Here is a 15,537-nt window from a genome sequence, read left to right as displayed (position 1 = left end):
TGAGGTTAATAAAAATATATGAATAAATATATTCTACTTTGTATAATTCCTTATGCACTTATAGGATGTGCGAAAAATATGGAACATAATGATATTACATACGTTTTCAAAAATGAATCTTACTCGCTTACCAAAGATTGTATTTCTGAGTTGAAACAACTCAACAATGAATCAAGTAATACATTAATTTATATCCAATTAAATAAAACACCTAATTGCGCTGAAAAATTGAACACCTTGTTTACAACGCATGTAAATGAAGATGTCACAACGTATTTTAAGAAACAAATAATTTCAAAAACTCACATTGCAAGTAGCATAAATTCAGAATCTGGCTATCGAATGTTATTACCAAATGAAAAAGTAACCTTGGATATAATTCAACATTATAATAATTTAAATTAAGGCAGGTACAATTGTACCCACCCTGTTTAATTTAATTTTTTGGATAATCAAATGTAACAGCAACAGGTATTGAATGCGATTTGACTCTAATAAAAGAAGCCCCCCCCACCTGTTGCTTCAATTAAGTAAGCTCCTAGCCCCATAGTATTCACGACCTTAACACCACTAGAGGTTGGATATTTAATTTCAACATCAAATGAAGACTCTAGATTAGATGAGAGGTTAAAATTCACAGTATATGTATCTGAAGTTTTAGTTATTTCATTTGGAAAACTAGTAAGTAATTCAGTCCATTCACTCCATTGACCTGGTGTCGCTAATGCTTTTTTAGATTGAAATGGTCCCGAATATCCACATGCTCCCTGACGCGCTCTTGCAGTTTTAGCTTTATTATTCCGATCCTCAAGTGTAGATTTCTTTGTATTTCTAAACTGAGCGTAATGCTTAGTATAAATCTTATTTGCTTCCGCTTTGTCTCCCCTATTGATTGAGTCTATTAATTCTTTATAGTTTTTATTATCTTTAATATATGGACAGTTTTTTTCACCGCAAACTATACAAATATTATTTTTAAGCGCCTCTTTTACTTCTGAAGAGAGCGAGTTAGGGGCTAAGTCTGTATTAACCCTAACACCATTAAACTCCCAAGATTTTGAGCCTGAATCCCAATGTGTATCTGGTTCATGAGGAATGCCGCTATTACAACTCAGTGATAACGACTGTGAGCCGGGCAAAGGCTTCCAAACTACATTGTAATTCATCCACCTAATACCTCACCTTGTTGATGCTGAGCGGCTTTTTCCCAATTGTCTACGTTGTCACATGCAGGAACCGGCATAATGTTATGTGTTGCTTCAACCTTAGCCTCAATTTGCTCTTTAAATGCTTGAACCTTGACGTGCTTACCTAAGAGTTCAAGGTTTTTAACTTTATCGGGCCATTTGATTTTCTTGAGAATAGTTTCTTCTGTACTTTCATCGTAATCACGGATTGTCGTAGAGATATCAAAACCAGATAATGTTGTTCGCCATGATTTAGGCCAACTGCTTATTGGTTTTAGCTTCCCATCATCATTGATGATATCCAGCACATCCATCTGGTCGATTTCGACAAGGCGGTTAAGAACATAATCTGCATTTATTTCAACACGTTCATTCCTATTTGATTTAAGTTCTTTAATTCTATTTTGAATGTTAACATTTACTAACAGTCGGCTTGATTGTGCGTTAGCAGTTTTATCGCTGTACCCCGCACGAATAGCCGCCTGTGTAGCGTTTAAATCGATGAGGTACTCACGACAAAACATTTCTTGTTTGTCGGTGAGTGCCATAGTGTTTCCTTTAATGTATGCTTTATAAAAATGAGCCTATCTAGATAAGTTCCACCATAACTATTTAGTTCCAAGGATGACTGATGGATATAACTGCTGAATTCATTGAGGTTGAGAGTCGTATTGATCTACCTTTCTTGCCTGTTATTGACATAAATTATTTGTCCCATAGAGCATATTTAAGTTGCAAAGTAATAATGTCTTTCGATGAGGAACCTAAGCGCATCCTAAATATATATTCAACACGCGATAAAGATGGATATGTTCTTGAGCAATGCTTTAAGGAAATTAAAATTAATCAGGAAGTAATCGCGATTCTTCATGGCGTCCATATACACCTCTATAACCTAGAAACTGGCTACACATATAGTGTTGCTTTTAATGATTATGTAGGGCACCTCTACTCAATACCTGACGTCCATTCCAACAAACTCACTTCAGACTTTATCGTAACCACTTTTCAATATGCTTTTCTCGTGAATATTAATAGTGGGATTAAGTGGCGATCACCGCAGTGTGCAATTGATGGTGTTATTATTCACGAGATAGATAATGACATCATCTATGGCTCTGGCGAATGGGACCCTCCTGGTGGGTGGGAGCCTTTTCAGCTAGATTTTTATACGGGTAAGTTTTTACACCATCTAAATTAAAAAGCTGGCTCACTCGAACTGGCATTGTGATTGGTTATTTTTTGTAATAAAAAACCCGCACTAGGCGGGTCAAAATTTTTTATTTATTAAATCTGTAAATGTTCAAATCATTTGAGTCTATAATTCATAAGCTCAAGCCTGGCGCTATTAAAATATCAATACCTTTTGTATATCAAAACCATTTTCACTAGCAAAGCTAAGATATTCATTTAGTAACTCAAGCGGCATGGTTGGTGTACGAGATAATACCCAGAGATAATCTTTATCAGGCCCAACAACCAATGAATATTGATAGTTATCATCAAGCTTAATGATATTATAGCCACCATAGAAAGGGCCAAAGAATGAAACTTTCAAAGCTCCCATATCGGAGGATTCAACAAAATAGGCTTTTCCTATACTCTCCTTCCATTTTTTACTATCTGCACTCCATCCTCTATTAATGACTTTGACTCCGCCGTCATCACGAAGAGAATAATTTGCAGAAACTTGGGTTAGCCCTTTTTCAAACCGATTATCTATTCTGGCCACTTCATACCACTCGCCAAGATAACGAGATAAATCAAAATTCTTAACTGGTGATATATCTTTTGGCACTTTAACGCTACATCCATTAAGTAAAAGCATACTTAAAAACATAAAGACTGACTTTATCTGCATTGTAACCCCGCTCAATATTCACCAATGAGATACTATCTTACAAAAAAACTGTGGCCTTTCCTAACCAATTAGGCAATACCATGGATGATAACAACAAAAGAATGCCAACTAATAAATATTGGAAAACATGAAGCATACGGATAAATAGCTCTTTTAATATCATAGAGTGTACCCTTTATTGCCAATGTTGATTAACCACCAAAATAAAATTAACAGTTAAAATATAGCAGCTTATTTCGTTTGTCAGGTACCTATAATGACATCTATTCCACAACGATATAATGGTTTAATACTAGCACTATAACTATCTATAGGTAAAAAATAGTAATCAGATTGTTCTGCTATAATTAAAAGTGACCTTTTGTAACTTATAACTTCACACTAAAAGGAAGAAAATATGTTGAAAAAAATTAGTTTCCTCATCTGCTCATTAGCAGTTGCTTTCACATTAACTGCCTGTAACACCACTAAAGGTGTTGGTGAAGACATAGAGGCGGGAGGAGAGGCAATACAAAGAGCGGCGCAGTAAAGCCTATCTTCTTACCTAAAACACTAGAGGATATATTTATTTTTAATCTTCTAGTGTTTACTTATGCATTTAACGAAGCTCAAATTTTTATTTTCTTTTCTATATTGATTTACACTTAATTCATGTGATAACTCTTTAAAACACTTATACTGACAGTGTATTCAACTATTACTTCATTTTATTTTGCCCGATACTTTGGACATTTTTATTTTTCTACAATTGAAAAAGTTATCTACAGTAAATTGATAGCTACATAAATTTAATGTAAATTATCGTAAATCAATGTACAAGCTAAACTGGGATAACTTAAATGTGTTATTTAAGAAAAACACTACTCATATGCTCCTTACTTTCTTTATGCGGCTGTATTTCAAGCACTAATATTTATGACGATACAAAGGACGATACTGTGAATAATGCGGTGCTTATTACAGGAGGAGGAAACTGGTCTTTTGTCAAAGATATTAACGCATCGACTTATCAAAAAAATAAAGATAAATTCAAGGGGATTTACGAAAAGTCCTCCATCCCAGAAACTACTATGTTTAATAATGTTATTGATATTTCTTTATTTTCTCGCGCTTGGGATTTTGAACCCACTGATGGTAGTCGGCCACCAGTAAAGCTAGAAATGCAAAGAGACGTCCTAATTATCCCCCCAGGTTCCTATAAAATAAGAACAGACTGTATAACACTAACCCCTCCTGGAGGTGGGTATTATTCAAGCCATAATCATACCCAATCCTTCAAAGCAAATACATATTATGCACTAACTTGTAATTATGTTGCTCCAGGCCCAATAATTAAATCGTCTATTGAAGAATTAAAATAAACTATTAATAACAGTTTAAATCGAAGCAATAATTATTTACTTCTTTCTGCTTCAATTTTCTATATTATTTTTATTACCAGTTACTCTTGTAGACATTCAGTATTTATATAACTCTGTAATCCTTTAATCATTTGTTTGGACTCTGCAATCCGCGTTCTGAGTAACCAATAATTTCCGACAGCGGAGTCAGTAGGTCTGGCGGTTGTTCCATCATCCAAGCCGGTGGCGATAGTGCCTTCGGCTTTTTTACAACTGGCTTTGTGATTGGTTATTTTTTTGTAATAAAAAACCCACCGTAGCGGGTCATTCGTAAAAAAATAGGACGTACAATACTGGTATAAGTATCATTACTGTTATAACTGTGAATATTATGAACATTAACCGTTCTTCTGAATCAATTTGCTTTGACGTTAATTCAGGCTTTGAGCTTTGCTCCATCATCACCTGTTTGTTTTGAATTGATTCTGCCTTTATATGCTTACCTCTGTCATACGTAGATAATATTATTATCGGCAAAACTAAAAGTATCACTATAAAGACTATGACAATTACGAATGTAATTAAGGCTGTTCCGCTATATCCATCCATAGAACACCAGACGCTAATAATTTGTTACTGATTAGTGTATCAATTTAGGTTTAGTATACAAGAATAAAAAGGCCGCTGAGCGACCTATTACGATACTACGTCTTGTAACTCGGGAATTTTTATTTGAATTTCATGTTTAAGTTGAGTTAATTTTGATTCCATAGTCACTTTTTCCCTACCACCCCCCATCTATTCATTATTCTTTCTGCTGTACTCACTCGGCGCTTCTTACTTTGATATTCAAACTCTAGTAAGTTAGCCTTCGCGAACATATCTAGGTGACCAAAAACAATTGAACAAAATGTCTGATAGACCTTAACCTCAAAAGCCGCGGAGAGCCATGCCGCATAACGCAAAGCTATCAGTTCATGCGCCCAAGTCCCCCTATCATTACCACCATGATTTGTAATAAGTATTTGATTTTGCTTCAAGGTGTCTTTTAGTACCTTGGTGACTTCCTCTACAAATTCCCTAACCCCATCAGCTTTTAGGGACTGGCTTGGTTTTTGCCATTTTTTAGCCAACTTCCCTGCCACGGCAGCTTTATGCAGGTCATTCAGATTATAGGTTCCGTTTTCACTCCCCTTTACGTGGGTATCCTCAATAATTATTGTTGGATAATGTATCTTCCCATGGAATGGAAGAACCTTCGCCCATCGGAACGCGCATGTATTTTTTAACCGCTTGTGCAATTGGCATTCGGCGAGGCGCTTTCAATAATGCGGATACATCCTTTCTTACTGTTGCTGCCGAGGCGTAATTTATGGTCACTCTTCTTCATCCTCCGCATCGAGTACTTCAAATGCCAATATATCTCTTAGCTCATCCACAACCTTTTGGGCTTCTGTTATTTGATCGGCTTTCCAACCTTTATCACGTTCGAGTTTATCTGGCCACGTATCCAGAACTTGTGATATGGCCTTTATAATAACGGCCATTTCTCGATGAACCTCGGAGACGGGGACTAATTGCTTGAGTGTTGTTTCAAGCTTGATCCTTTCATTTTCAGATTGGTACCAATCCTTTCTGTCTTTCGGAAACATAACAGCCGGATTTTGGATAGCATCGCCGCTTGCCTCTGGTTCAGCGCCAAAAAGTATTGGTCCCACATCACGTAAAGCTTAAACAGGATTACCCCGAACGGTATTTGCTATGGGGGTATTAGCATCAAGCAACCGCTTTTTAACTGTGCCACGATTTAAGCCGAAAGCTTCAGCAATCTTAGCCACGCTCCAGTTGTAGGCGTCCCCCAGATTGCTGACGTTGGACATTGACACCTCACTCTGTCAGGTGAAAACTGATATTTTTATTGATTATCAGATAGATATAACACATTGAGGTGACAACTCCATGTTGAAATTGTCACCTCAATATCGATATTATCAAGTTAAATCAGAGAGTTGGATTACCTGCTGCTGACAGCATGAAAATTTGAAAATGAGCCGTTTCCCGCGTGGTCGCCGCCCCGTGGAGAGGGTACCCCCTCGGGAGTACCTTTTGACTTATCCATAAAATTAATCAATCTGATGAATTTAAGGTTTCTTTGAGTACAAAAAAACCACCAGCTTTTAACTGATGACTATTTAGAATATTCTTCTAGATGAATTTATATAACTACGTGGTACCAAGTGACCACCAGAATTAAATAAAATCAAATCCTAAATATTCTAATAAGAGAAAATACGGAAGTTATAAGCACTGCAGATAAAGTAAGAACCAGCCAATAATCCAGAGTAAGATCAAATTTCAGCCACGTATATATGGCATTTACAATATAGACAACCATTGCTATTGATATACCAATAAAGAACAACAAAAAGTGTTTATATGTGACTATTGATTTTACTTGGTGTCGAATCATAACCACGCAAATAAATAGGACTAGTATAAAAATCACAGAATTACTCATATCACTACTCTAAAAATATTAATTAAATACAGTATAAATGCTCTCAATAAAATGACTCCAGTTTTCTGCTCCTATCTCGAACAAAAAAGCCACCAGTGATTAGCTGATGGCTATGACTTGATGAAAATGGATATCTAACTTATCCCCAAGTGCCCATTACAACTTTTAATAATTCAAGTTGACCACTTTCAGTTGTTTTAAATATATTAATTGGATAAGGATTCCCATGTGGACGGGACGGTGGTTGCTCTTTAATTCCCTCTGGAAACGTTTCAAAGTCTTCACCTTCATAATAAACAGAAAAACGCTTGCGTGTACCATCATGCCACCCAACAACAACAACGGAATCTTTGCCCACTTTTAATTCGCTAACTGGAAACTCAGATAACAATGAAGATTTATGCCCGGTAGAAACTGTTGATTGTTGTCCGCCAAAAAAAGCAGTAAATTCATCTGAGCCCTCACCGCCAATATAAGAATTATCCCCTAAAATTACAGCTTTCTTAAAAGGCCATTCAGAGACAATAGCGGAGTTATTACCTGTAGCAATACCAGTGCTACCGAAAAATAAATCGCCCATAACAGCCCCCTCTCCTGTAGTAATACCAAGAGAGTTACTTCCAGTCACTTGCAAAAGGGTTTTATCACCAGTCCCAATTAAGATTGCATTTTCCACAGCAGGAACGCCATCAACATATTCTGGTTCATCAGAGTCTATAAGGTCAAATCCTAATCCTAATTTAGCCCCTTTTCCAGAAACAAATGATACAGAACCAGATGACGCCTCAACAACGCAATTCTCACCTGTTGCAATAAAAAGTGAGTCCTTACCATTTCTGATGCTGTTTCCATCAGCATCTTCAACCATGCCTTCATTATCAAGTATTTTTACGTTATTACCCGTATGGATAATTTCTGCATTATCACCAATGCATTTGATAGTTTGGTTATCAAGCGTAAAAATACCTTTCTTAGTCTCACCACTGATTACCAAAGCTTCACTATCTTTTTGATCTGACATAAATACCACCTCTATTAGTTAATGTGACATACTGTATATACATACAGCATATACCTAATATAGATGATTGCAATAAGAGTAATTATGTTTGTTTAGAATCATTACTAATTCGAATTAAAATGCCAACAGACTAATTATAATTAGAATTAAAATTCAATAAATATCAAATAAAATAAAAATAATAGAATTTTAAATTGTAATGTTAGGCGTGTTTTAATTATTAACACGCAAGATAAATTCACTAACTCAGTGTTTTATTACAAATTTAGTTACAAGCCACACATCGTTAATAGATAAAAATAAATTATATTTATCTTGCTATATAGGTTAAATTACTTAAGTTTATTTAATATCAAAGCTGTGTAGTAACTAAATCTCTTCTGTCATTGGTTACCTTCTACTATTTTTTGTACATCACATAAATTCATACCGGTACGAATGGTGATACCTGTATCTAAATGAATCTCAGTGCCGCGAATACCATTAAAACTAATGCCTTCGAAATGAGTAATACGCCCCAATACCACAACAGTACTTGAATTGTAGCCGGGGCCATAAGGTGCAAAGCTATATGTTTTCATTGCGCTAGCCTTTTTATTTCAATCTCTCGAATGGCTTTCTTGTCTAAGTTGCACTTTGCTATTGAATTCATAGCGTCAGCCAGTAGTTGCGGCATATCTTTCCAGTCCATCTGCTCTGGTATATCAGGCTGAGGACAATCAGCGGTTAGTTGTGCCGGTATCGGTGGCGACTGAACGGGTATTAATTTCGGCGGCGTATTTCCGCAACTCACTAACAACATCATCGGGAACAGCAGTATTAGCGCACTCATTGTCTTTGAGCACTGTTTTGATAACAGTCTTAACTTTGACATGTTCTGAGTCCTCTAATTGCTTTGCTTTGATGTTGTCGAGTGAGACTTGATAATGAATAGTGATAGCGGATTGGGTTACTTTGCTTAGTAGCTTGCTTGCTGACAGCTAACTAGATAAAAGTTCATTCTCTTTACTTAGATTGCTAGCTTTTCCCATTGCAAGCCAATACATAAAACCAAGAGCAATAGCGACCACAACTAAAAGCTTTTCTGTTGCGCTCACAACAACGCTGAATGCTTGGCATGGCGTACCACCGACTAACACATCTGGAGCTATCACTTCACTGGCGTTTAACTTGTCAGTGATAACTGTCATATCGCCGAGGTTATGCGGCAGATGTGTGGAGGTATTTACTGTGACACGTACAAAAACATTGAAAACTTGGGCTGAAGAAGAATTTGAGGCTCCAGTGCCAAGCTATCAAACGCTAATACGTTACGCAAAAAACGGCATGATATCACCCCAGCCATTCAAGGCTGGTCGCTGTTGGCGAGTCGACACAAATGCACGATTTATTGGTATGAACACCAAACCAACAATCAAGCACAATGACGATCCGCGATTATTGAGGATATTAGAGGATGGCTCGTCCGCGTAAATACAATATCAACATACCCGGCTTATCTTGTTATATCGACGCCAGAACAAAAAAGGTGTACTGGCGTTATAAGCACCCTATAACTGGTAAATTTCATGGATTAGGTACAGATGAAAGCGCGGCAAAAGAAATTGCAATAGAAGCAAATTCTCGCCTTGCTGAAGCCAAAATGAATCAATTAATAAAAGCTAAAGATGAAATTAGTCGTAAATTAAAAAAAGGAATCACCGTCCATACATGGCTAGATCAGTTCTTAAAAATACAAAAAGAGCGGATCGAATATGGTGAAATAAAGCTTAATACATATAAGCAAAAAATAGCACCAGTAGAAGCATTCCGGCAAGCCTGCGGTAATCAAGTTCTATCAGAAATTGACGTTAGAGATATCGCCTCATTATTAGAAGAATATAAAGAGCGCGGTCAAACTCGAATGGCTCAAGTAGTTAGAATGGTTTTAGTTGATGTATTTAAAGAGGCTCAGCATGCAGGAGAAGTTCCTCCGGGATATAACCCTGCGCAAGCAACAAAATTACCAATGAACCGAATTAAACGTCAGCGACTAGATTTTGATGAATGGCTTGTGATCTTTAATGAAGCTGAAAAAACCCAACGCTATTTACAAAATGCGATGCTACTAGCCGTCATTACTGGCCAACGTTTAGGGGATATTGCCAAAATGCGGTTTGATGATATCTGGGATGACCATCTACATATTATTCAAGAGAAAACTGGTTCTAAAATTGCCATTCCTCTTTCGCTGCACTGCGAAAAGTTGGAGTACTCATTAAGAGATATAATTGCTCGATGCCGAGACCTAATAGTTAGCCCTTATATACTTCATTACCACCATACTACCTCGCAAGCAAAAAGAGGTGGGCAAGTGACAGGGAATGCAATAACTACCCTATTTCAAAGGATCAGAGATCAAACTGATTTAACGTGGGAAGATGGAACACCGCCAAGTTTTCACGAACAACGTTCTTTATCAGAAAGGTTATATAGAGAACAAGGCATCGATACCAAAACTTTATTAGGACATAAGAGCCAAGCAATGACAGATAAATATCATGACGACCGAGGGAAAAACTGGCAGGTATTAGCTATAAAATAGTGTTCATTTTGTAGCCCGTTTTGCAGAAGAGTTTTGCAGGAGTTTTGCAGAAGAATTTTTCAAGGCAAAATAAAACGGGAGTTTTTAGGCTCCCGTTATTAATCACACCACGTAATAAATTACATGTGTTTAATCATTGCGTCGCCAAATTCGCTACATTTCAGTAGTTTAGCGCCTTCTAGTTGACGCTCGAAATCGTAAGTTACAGTTTTAGCCGCGATTGCGCCTTCCATACCTTTAACGATTAAGTCAGCTGCTTCAACCCAACCCATGTGACGTAGCATCATTTCTGCAGATAGTATAATTGAACCTGGATTCACTTTATCTTGACCCGCATATTTTGGTGCAGTACCGTGGGTTGCTTCAAACAATGCACATTCAGAACCGATGTTAGCACCCGGTGCGATACCAATACCGCCGACTTGTGCTGCTAATGCATCAGAAATATAGTCACCGTTTAAGTTCATACAAGCGATAACATCATATTCAGCTGGACGCAGCAAAATTTGCTGTAAGAATGCATCAGCAATCACATCTTTAACAATGATATCTTTGCCAGTTTTAGGGTTTTTAATTTTAAGCCATGGGCCGCCATCAATTAATTCGCCACCAAATTCTTCTTGTGCTAATTGATAACCCCAATCTTTAAATGCACCTTCAGTGAATTTCATAATGTTACCTTTATGAACTAATGTCACTGAATCACGGTCGTTATCAATTGCATATTCAATTGCAGCGCGAACTAAACGTTTTGTTCCTTCTTCAGAACAAGGCTTAATACCAATACCACAATCTTGTGGGAAACGGATTTTTGTTACACCCATTTCATTTTGAAGGAATTTAATAACTTTATCAGCTTCAGCAGAACCTGCTTTCCACTCAATACCTGCATAAATATCTTCAGAGTTTTCACGGAAGATAACCATGTCAGTCAGCTCAGGTTGTTTTACTGGGCTTGGTGTGCCCGCATAATAACGAACTGGGCGTAAACAAATATACAGATCAAGTTGCTGACGTAGCGCAACATTCAAAGAACGAATACCACCACCAACTGGAGTTGTCAAAGGGCCTTTGATTGATACACGGTAATCACGGATTAAATCGAGGGTTTCTTGCGGTAACCAAACATCTTTACCATATAACTGAGTAGATTTTTCACCGGTGTAGATTTCCATCCAAGAAATTTTGCGTTCACCGTTGTATGCTTTCTTCACTGCCGCATCAACCACTTTTAGCATGGCAGGTGTCACATCAACACCAATACCATCACCTTCAATGTAAGGAATAATCGGGTTGTTCGGAACGTTTAGTTTGCCTTTTGCATCAATGGTGATTTTAGCGCCTTCTGCCGGAACTACTACTTTGCTTTCCATTAACCTCTCCTTTCAATTGCGTATTTAGCTTGTTAATTTTTTGTAAGAGACCTGTCAATATTACTTCAATCTGCATCGAACGCCAATGATTACTCGCCTAAGCTTCAATACAGATCGCATTTAACGTATCTATTAGTTATTACAATATAAAGTTAATATCCATGCAATTACTTTTAAATCAAACAATTAATTCTAAAATTATAATTTTCAATCCAATTTTTAGGTTAAAAAACAGACAATTACTATAATGAATTAAACAAATAATAAGATCAAAAAACCATATTCGTATAATTTTCATACTAGCAAAATAGTTTGCCTTAAAAATACGTATTGCTCACATAATTAATAAGCACATAATTATTTATACATTTATTATTAATATAAAAATTTGATTTTATTGTACTAAATGGTTTTAATGAACTTAATTATTTTCAATCAAATATCAATTTGAATTAACATTTATAAAGCGACTAAATACAAACAATCAAATCCAATAAATCATTTTAAAATAAGTTACCCATAAATAAAACCTCTCATTTAATTAAACAACATAAATTTAAATTTGCTCAACACCTTTTCTTTTCTAAAAATATTTCATCAAATTGACTGATTAACGAAAAGCTTTCATTCTTACCCAACATGTTATTTTTTATTATGAGTTTTGGTAATTTAAATAAATTTACATTGCCACTGAGTGATACACTTGAATAGTTTTGGTCAGAAAAATTATCCCCTAGCTGCCAACTTACCTATAATAACTTGATTGCAATAATCTCAAACCAACCTGCTAAATTTAGGCTTGTTGCTATTGAGGTAATGGAAGCAACAGGCAACGTAATGTTTTCATTTTTAAATAGTTTAACTAAATCTTCGCCTCTGCATTAGAGTTTTGCGGTGAGTTACATTTAAGTCATGAATCTGGTCACGCAATTGGAAGTGAACAAAATTTAATTGATCCCATTGATTTTTCTGAAGATGAACATCTATTTTGTGTCGACCTAATTCAACATGGTTTTCAATCATTCTATCAATTTATCAGCCAACTAGATGATTTTAATTAATTCCATTCATCACTTATACCTACTTATATACCTACTTTTTTTTGAATTTAACTAAGCATAATAACAATATTATTATCTCTACACATTACTATTCTTTGACAAGTAAATCACATAAACTAAGATCAATTGAGTAATTTTTTAATAGACAAAGAAAAACAAAAAGTTACTCACTATTTTATGTGGATAATTAACTGATTATGACAAAGCCAAACATTAAACGAACAACCAATAACAAACTGACACCAAAATCCCATGCGGATCGCACTCGACGAGCAACTCACTCCCCCTCTAAACCACCTATTGTGCGTAAAGTCATCCTATTTAATAAACCTTATGATGTGCTACCACAATTTACCGATGAGCAAGGTCGAGATACTTTAAAGAATTATATTCCAATAAGCGATGTTTATGCAGCAGGCCGCCTCGATAGGGACAGTGAAGGATTATTAATTTTAACCAATGACGGTAAATTACAAGCTCGCTTAACTCAACCTCAGAAAAAAACGGGCAAAATATACTATGCTCAAGTAGAAGGGATACCCGATACGGCGGCTCTTGCTAAATTTCGTCAGGGATTAACATTAAATGATGGTTTGACGTTACCCGCAAATATCGAGCTTGTTGAACAACCTGATTGGGTTAAACCAAGGAATCCACCAATTAGAGAACGTAAAAATATCCCGACAAGCTGGCTTAGAATCACATTATATGAAGGCAGAAATCGACAAGTTCGCCGAATGACTGCCAATATTGGCTTTCCTACCCTAAGATTGATTCGCTATCAAATTGGTGAATTCAAATTAGAAAACTTAGCCATCGGTGAATGGATGGAGGTAAAAATTGTCTAGCCCAAAATTTAGACCCAATATTACGGTAGCGACTATCGTACATGCCCAAAACAAATTTTTAGTAGTTGAAGAGTGGGTTAATGGTAAACCTACGTGGAACCAACCTGCCGGGCATTTAGAAGCAGATGAAACATTATTGCAGGCAGCCGAACGCGAACTTTTAGAAGAAACAGGTATCAGCGCTACACCGCAAAAATTAATTAAAATTCATCAATGGATAGCGCCTGATAACACCCCTTTTATTCGTTTTTTATTTGAACTCGAACTACCAAATACCTGTGAAACACATCCACAAGATAGCGACATTAGCTGTTGCCACTGGGTCAGCGCACAACAAATTATTGAAAGTAATTGTTTACGATCTCCATTAGTTGCGCAAAGTATCCTTTGCTTTCAAGAAAATACCACCTATCCCCTTGATATTCTGTCTGCTTATGGTGATCACTTTGGGTAATCAACTCGATTTGGCTTATTTTGATCTAATAAAAAACGATTAATAGAGCCGCGTCAGTCTTTACTCTGTTTTTCTTGCGCCAAGAATATTGCCGCTAACTCTGGTGCAACAAGGGTACAACATGCTAAAGTATGGGGCTTGATTTTTCCGCATTGAGACTATTTATAATGTCAGATAACAGTACCATGTCAGATAACAGCCAAAAGAAAGTCATCGTCGGTATGTCCGGTGGTGTTGACTCCTCCGTTTCAGCCTACTTGCTCCAGCAGCAAGGATATCAGGTTGTTGGTCTGTTTATGAAAAACTGGGAAGAAGATGACGATAAAGAATATTGCTCAGCGGCAACTGATCTTGCTGATGCGCAGTCTGTTTGTGACAAATTAGGCATCGAACTCCATACAATTAACTTCGCCGCTGAATATTGGGACAATGTTTTCGAACATTTTTTATCTGAATATAAAGCGGGTCGTACACCAAATCCAGATATTCTGTGCAACAAAGAAATTAAATTCAAAGCCTTCCTTGAGTTTGCAGCCGAAGATCTCGGTGCAGATTTTATTGCGACTGGTCACTATGTGCGCCGTCGTGATATTGATGGTAAAAGTCAGCTACTACGCGGCTTAGACACCAATAAAGATCAAAGTTATTTTCTATATACCTTAAGCCATGAGCAAGTCGCTAAAAGCCTCTTTCCTGTTGGTGAACTTGAAAAACCTGAAGTTCGTCGTATCGCGGAAGAAATTGGCTTAATCACCGCGAAGAAAAAAGATTCAACGGGTATTTGTTTTATCGGTGAACGCAAATTTCGTGACTTCTTAGGTCGCTATTTACCTGCGCAACCTGGCCCAATTATTACCGTCGACGGTGAAACTATTGGTCAGCATGAAGGTTTGATGTACCACACCTTAGGGCAGCGTAAAGGTCTTGGTATTGGCGGCACCAAAGAAGGCTCAGAAGATCCTTGGTATGTTGTTGATAAAGATGTTGAAAATAATCATCTTATCGTTGCTCAAGGGCATGAACACCCTCGCCTGATGTCTGTTGGCTTAATTGCTCAACAACTACATTGGGTTGATAGAGAAACCATGACGCAACCGCTACGCTGTGTGGTGAAAACTCGTTATCGTCAATCTGATATTCCTTGTACTATTACACCGCTGAGTGAAGATAGAATTGAAGTCGCATTCGACTACCCAGTTGCTGCTGTAACGCCAGGGCAATCTGCAGTATTTTATCTAGATGAAGTTTGCCTCGGTGGCGGTATTATTGAAGCCCGTATTCAGGAGTAAC

General features: G+C 36.9%; 18 protein-coding genes and 3 pseudogenes. 9 read left to right on the top strand and 12 right to left on the bottom strand.

Annotation, left to right across the window (positions count from 1 at the left end):
- The first annotated feature begins 18 nt into the window (after positions 1–18).
- The gene (locus tag DD649_RS07940) at positions 19–405 is read left to right on the top strand and encodes a hypothetical protein (RefSeq protein ID WP_294105664.1); all 387 of its coding nucleotides are present in this window, start codon (positions 19–21) and stop codon (positions 403–405) included.
- Between the two features lie 86 nt (positions 406–491).
- On the opposite strand, the gene DD649_RS07935 is transcribed toward DD649_RS07940, so the two are convergent.
- Together DD649_RS07935 and DD649_RS07930 are read right to left on the bottom strand one after the other, a co-directional pair.
- Positions 492–1,166, bottom strand: coding sequence for a colicin Z family toxin (locus DD649_RS07935; RefSeq protein WP_294105661.1), 675 nt, complete (start codon positions 1,164–1,166; stop codon positions 492–494).
- On the bottom strand, positions 1,163–1,735 hold the full coding sequence (locus tag DD649_RS07930) for a terminase small subunit (RefSeq protein WP_336429868.1): 573 nt from the start codon (positions 1,733–1,735) through the stop codon (positions 1,163–1,165). Before DD649_RS07930 ends, DD649_RS07935 begins: the two co-directional genes overlap by 4 nt.
- An 83-nt stretch (positions 1,736–1,818) precedes the next feature.
- Between DD649_RS07930 and DD649_RS07925 the strand changes: the two genes are divergently transcribed.
- The gene (locus DD649_RS07925; RefSeq protein WP_294105657.1) at positions 1,819–2,388 is read left to right on the top strand and encodes a hypothetical protein; all 570 of its coding nucleotides are present in this window, start codon (positions 1,819–1,821) and stop codon (positions 2,386–2,388) included.
- A gap of 147 nt (positions 2,389–2,535) precedes the next feature.
- On the opposite strand, the gene DD649_RS07920 is transcribed toward DD649_RS07925, so the two are convergent.
- On the bottom strand, positions 2,536–3,048 hold the full coding sequence (locus tag DD649_RS07920) for a lipocalin family protein (protein ID WP_294105654.1): 513 nt from the start codon (positions 3,046–3,048) through the stop codon (positions 2,536–2,538).
- Positions 3,049–3,445: 397 nt separating this feature from the next.
- Between DD649_RS07920 and DD649_RS07915 the strand changes: the two genes are divergently transcribed.
- Together DD649_RS07915 and DD649_RS07910 are read left to right on the top strand one after the other, a co-directional pair.
- A complete protein-coding gene (locus DD649_RS07915) occupies positions 3,446–3,577 on the top strand; it encodes an entericidin A/B family lipoprotein (protein ID WP_048607741.1) in 132 nt (43 codons plus the stop codon).
- A 409-nt stretch (positions 3,578–3,986) separates the two neighbouring features.
- The gene (locus tag DD649_RS07910; RefSeq protein WP_294105628.1) at positions 3,987–4,409 is read left to right on the top strand and encodes a hypothetical protein; all 423 of its coding nucleotides are present in this window, start codon (positions 3,987–3,989) and stop codon (positions 4,407–4,409) included.
- Between the two features lie 80 nt (positions 4,410–4,489).
- On the opposite strand, the pseudogene DD649_RS07905 reads toward DD649_RS07910, so the two are convergent.
- From DD649_RS07905 to DD649_RS07875, 8 genes and pseudogenes are all read right to left on the bottom strand, one after another.
- Positions 4,490–4,609, bottom strand: a pseudogene (locus tag DD649_RS07905) (lysis protein); the annotation flags it as partial.
- 552 nt (positions 4,610–5,161) lie between these two features.
- Positions 5,162–5,533, bottom strand: coding sequence for a KilA-N domain-containing protein (locus DD649_RS07900; RefSeq protein ID WP_336429858.1), 372 nt, complete (start codon positions 5,531–5,533; stop codon positions 5,162–5,164).
- A 64-nt stretch (positions 5,534–5,597) separates the two neighbouring features.
- Positions 5,598–5,768, bottom strand: coding sequence for a hypothetical protein (locus DD649_RS07895; RefSeq protein ID WP_336429856.1), 171 nt, complete (start codon positions 5,766–5,768; stop codon positions 5,598–5,600).
- A pseudogene (locus DD649_RS07890) lies at positions 5,765–6,268 on the bottom strand (DUF1441 family protein). The gene DD649_RS07895 and the pseudogene DD649_RS07890 overlap by 4 nt, the downstream one beginning before the upstream one ends.
- A gap of 777 nt (positions 6,269–7,045) precedes the next feature.
- Positions 7,046–7,927, bottom strand: a complete 882-nt coding sequence (locus DD649_RS07885) for a hypothetical protein (RefSeq protein ID WP_294105622.1) — start codon at positions 7,925–7,927, stop codon at positions 7,046–7,048.
- A 383-nt stretch (positions 7,928–8,310) separates the two neighbouring features.
- On the bottom strand, positions 8,311–8,508 hold the full coding sequence (locus DD649_RS20085; protein ID WP_336429853.1) for a hypothetical protein: 198 nt from the start codon (positions 8,506–8,508) through the stop codon (positions 8,311–8,313).
- A complete protein-coding gene (locus DD649_RS20080) occupies positions 8,505–8,801 on the bottom strand; it encodes a hypothetical protein (protein ID WP_336429851.1) in 297 nt (98 codons plus the stop codon). The genes DD649_RS20085 and DD649_RS20080 overlap by 4 nt, the downstream gene beginning before the upstream one ends.
- Before the next feature lie 229 nt (positions 8,802–9,030).
- A pseudogene (locus DD649_RS07875) lies at positions 9,031–9,138 on the bottom strand (DNA cytosine methyltransferase); the annotation flags it as partial.
- On the opposite strand from DD649_RS07875, the gene DD649_RS07870 reads away from it, so the two are divergent.
- Both DD649_RS07870 and DD649_RS07865 read left to right on the top strand, forming a co-directional pair.
- The gene (locus DD649_RS07870; RefSeq protein ID WP_336430107.1) at positions 9,104–9,400 is read left to right on the top strand and encodes an excisionase; all 297 of its coding nucleotides are present in this window, start codon (positions 9,104–9,106) and stop codon (positions 9,398–9,400) included. The pseudogene DD649_RS07875 and the gene DD649_RS07870 overlap by 35 nt on opposite strands.
- Positions 9,384–10,511 carry a phage integrase Arm DNA-binding domain-containing protein gene (locus DD649_RS07865; RefSeq protein WP_294105617.1) on the top strand — a complete coding sequence of 376 codons (1,128 nt, stop codon included), beginning with the start codon at positions 9,384–9,386 and terminating at the stop codon, positions 10,509–10,511. Before DD649_RS07870 ends, DD649_RS07865 begins: the two co-directional genes overlap by 17 nt.
- A 119-nt stretch (positions 10,512–10,630) precedes the next feature.
- Here the strand turns inward: DD649_RS07865 and icd are convergent, their stop codons facing one another.
- The gene (gene icd / locus DD649_RS07860; protein WP_294105615.1) at positions 10,631–11,884 is read right to left on the bottom strand and encodes an NADP-dependent isocitrate dehydrogenase; all 1,254 of its coding nucleotides are present in this window, start codon (positions 11,882–11,884) and stop codon (positions 10,631–10,633) included.
- A 1,258-nt stretch (positions 11,885–13,142) separates the two neighbouring features.
- On the opposite strand from icd, the gene rluE reads away from it, so the two are divergent.
- From rluE to mnmA, 3 genes are all read left to right on the top strand, one after another.
- Positions 13,143–13,793: a 23S rRNA pseudouridine(2457) synthase RluE gene (gene rluE, locus DD649_RS07855; RefSeq protein WP_294105612.1), complete on the top strand. Its 651-nt coding sequence runs from the start codon at positions 13,143–13,145 to the stop codon at positions 13,791–13,793.
- Positions 13,786–14,247 (top strand): NUDIX hydrolase, encoded by a 462-nt coding sequence (locus DD649_RS07850; protein ID WP_294105611.1) that lies wholly within the window; start codon positions 13,786–13,788, stop codon positions 14,245–14,247. The genes rluE and DD649_RS07850 overlap by 8 nt, the downstream gene beginning before the upstream one ends.
- Positions 14,248–14,432: 185 nt before the next feature.
- Positions 14,433–15,536, top strand: a complete 1,104-nt coding sequence (mnmA, locus tag DD649_RS07845; protein WP_294106186.1) for a tRNA 2-thiouridine(34) synthase MnmA — start codon at positions 14,433–14,435, stop codon at positions 15,534–15,536.
- Position 15,537 lies beyond the last annotated feature (1 nt).

The sequence above is a fragment of the Providencia sp. genome (assembly GCF_003533305.1).
GTDB lineage: Bacteria > Pseudomonadota > Gammaproteobacteria > Enterobacterales > Enterobacteriaceae > Providencia.
This window is presented reverse-complemented; position numbering and strand designations above follow the sequence as displayed.

Coding starts and splice junctions, on each gene's coding strand:
- mnmA (WP_294106186.1), top strand. CDS start 14,433: ATGTCAGATAACAGCCAAAAGAAAGTCATCGTCGGTATGTCCGGTGGT.
- DD649_RS20085 (WP_336429853.1), bottom strand. CDS start 8,508: ATGAAAACATATAGCTTTGCACCTTATGGCCCCGGCTACAATTCAAGT.
- rluE (WP_294105612.1), top strand. CDS start 13,143: ATGACAAAGCCAAACATTAAACGAACAACCAATAACAAACTGACACCA.
- DD649_RS07930 (WP_336429868.1), bottom strand. CDS start 1,735: ATGGCACTCACCGACAAACAAGAAATGTTTTGTCGTGAGTACCTCATC.
- DD649_RS07885 (WP_294105622.1), bottom strand. CDS start 7,927: ATGTCAGATCAAAAAGATAGTGAAGCTTTGGTAATCAGTGGTGAGACT.
- DD649_RS07865 (WP_294105617.1), top strand. CDS start 9,384: ATGGCTCGTCCGCGTAAATACAATATCAACATACCCGGCTTATCTTGT.
- DD649_RS07920 (WP_294105654.1), bottom strand. CDS start 3,048: ATGCAGATAAAGTCAGTCTTTATGTTTTTAAGTATGCTTTTACTTAAT.
- DD649_RS07915 (WP_048607741.1), top strand. CDS start 3,446: ATGTTGAAAAAAATTAGTTTCCTCATCTGCTCATTAGCAGTTGCTTTC.
- DD649_RS20080 (WP_336429851.1), bottom strand. CDS start 8,801: ATGTCAAAGTTAAGACTGTTATCAAAACAGTGCTCAAAGACAATGAGT.
- DD649_RS07940 (WP_294105664.1), top strand. CDS start 19: ATGAATAAATATATTCTACTTTGTATAATTCCTTATGCACTTATAGGA.
- icd (WP_294105615.1), bottom strand. CDS start 11,884: ATGGAAAGCAAAGTAGTAGTTCCGGCAGAAGGCGCTAAAATCACCATT.
- DD649_RS07925 (WP_294105657.1), top strand. CDS start 1,819: ATGGATATAACTGCTGAATTCATTGAGGTTGAGAGTCGTATTGATCTA.
- DD649_RS07935 (WP_294105661.1), bottom strand. CDS start 1,166: ATGAATTACAATGTAGTTTGGAAGCCTTTGCCCGGCTCACAGTCGTTA.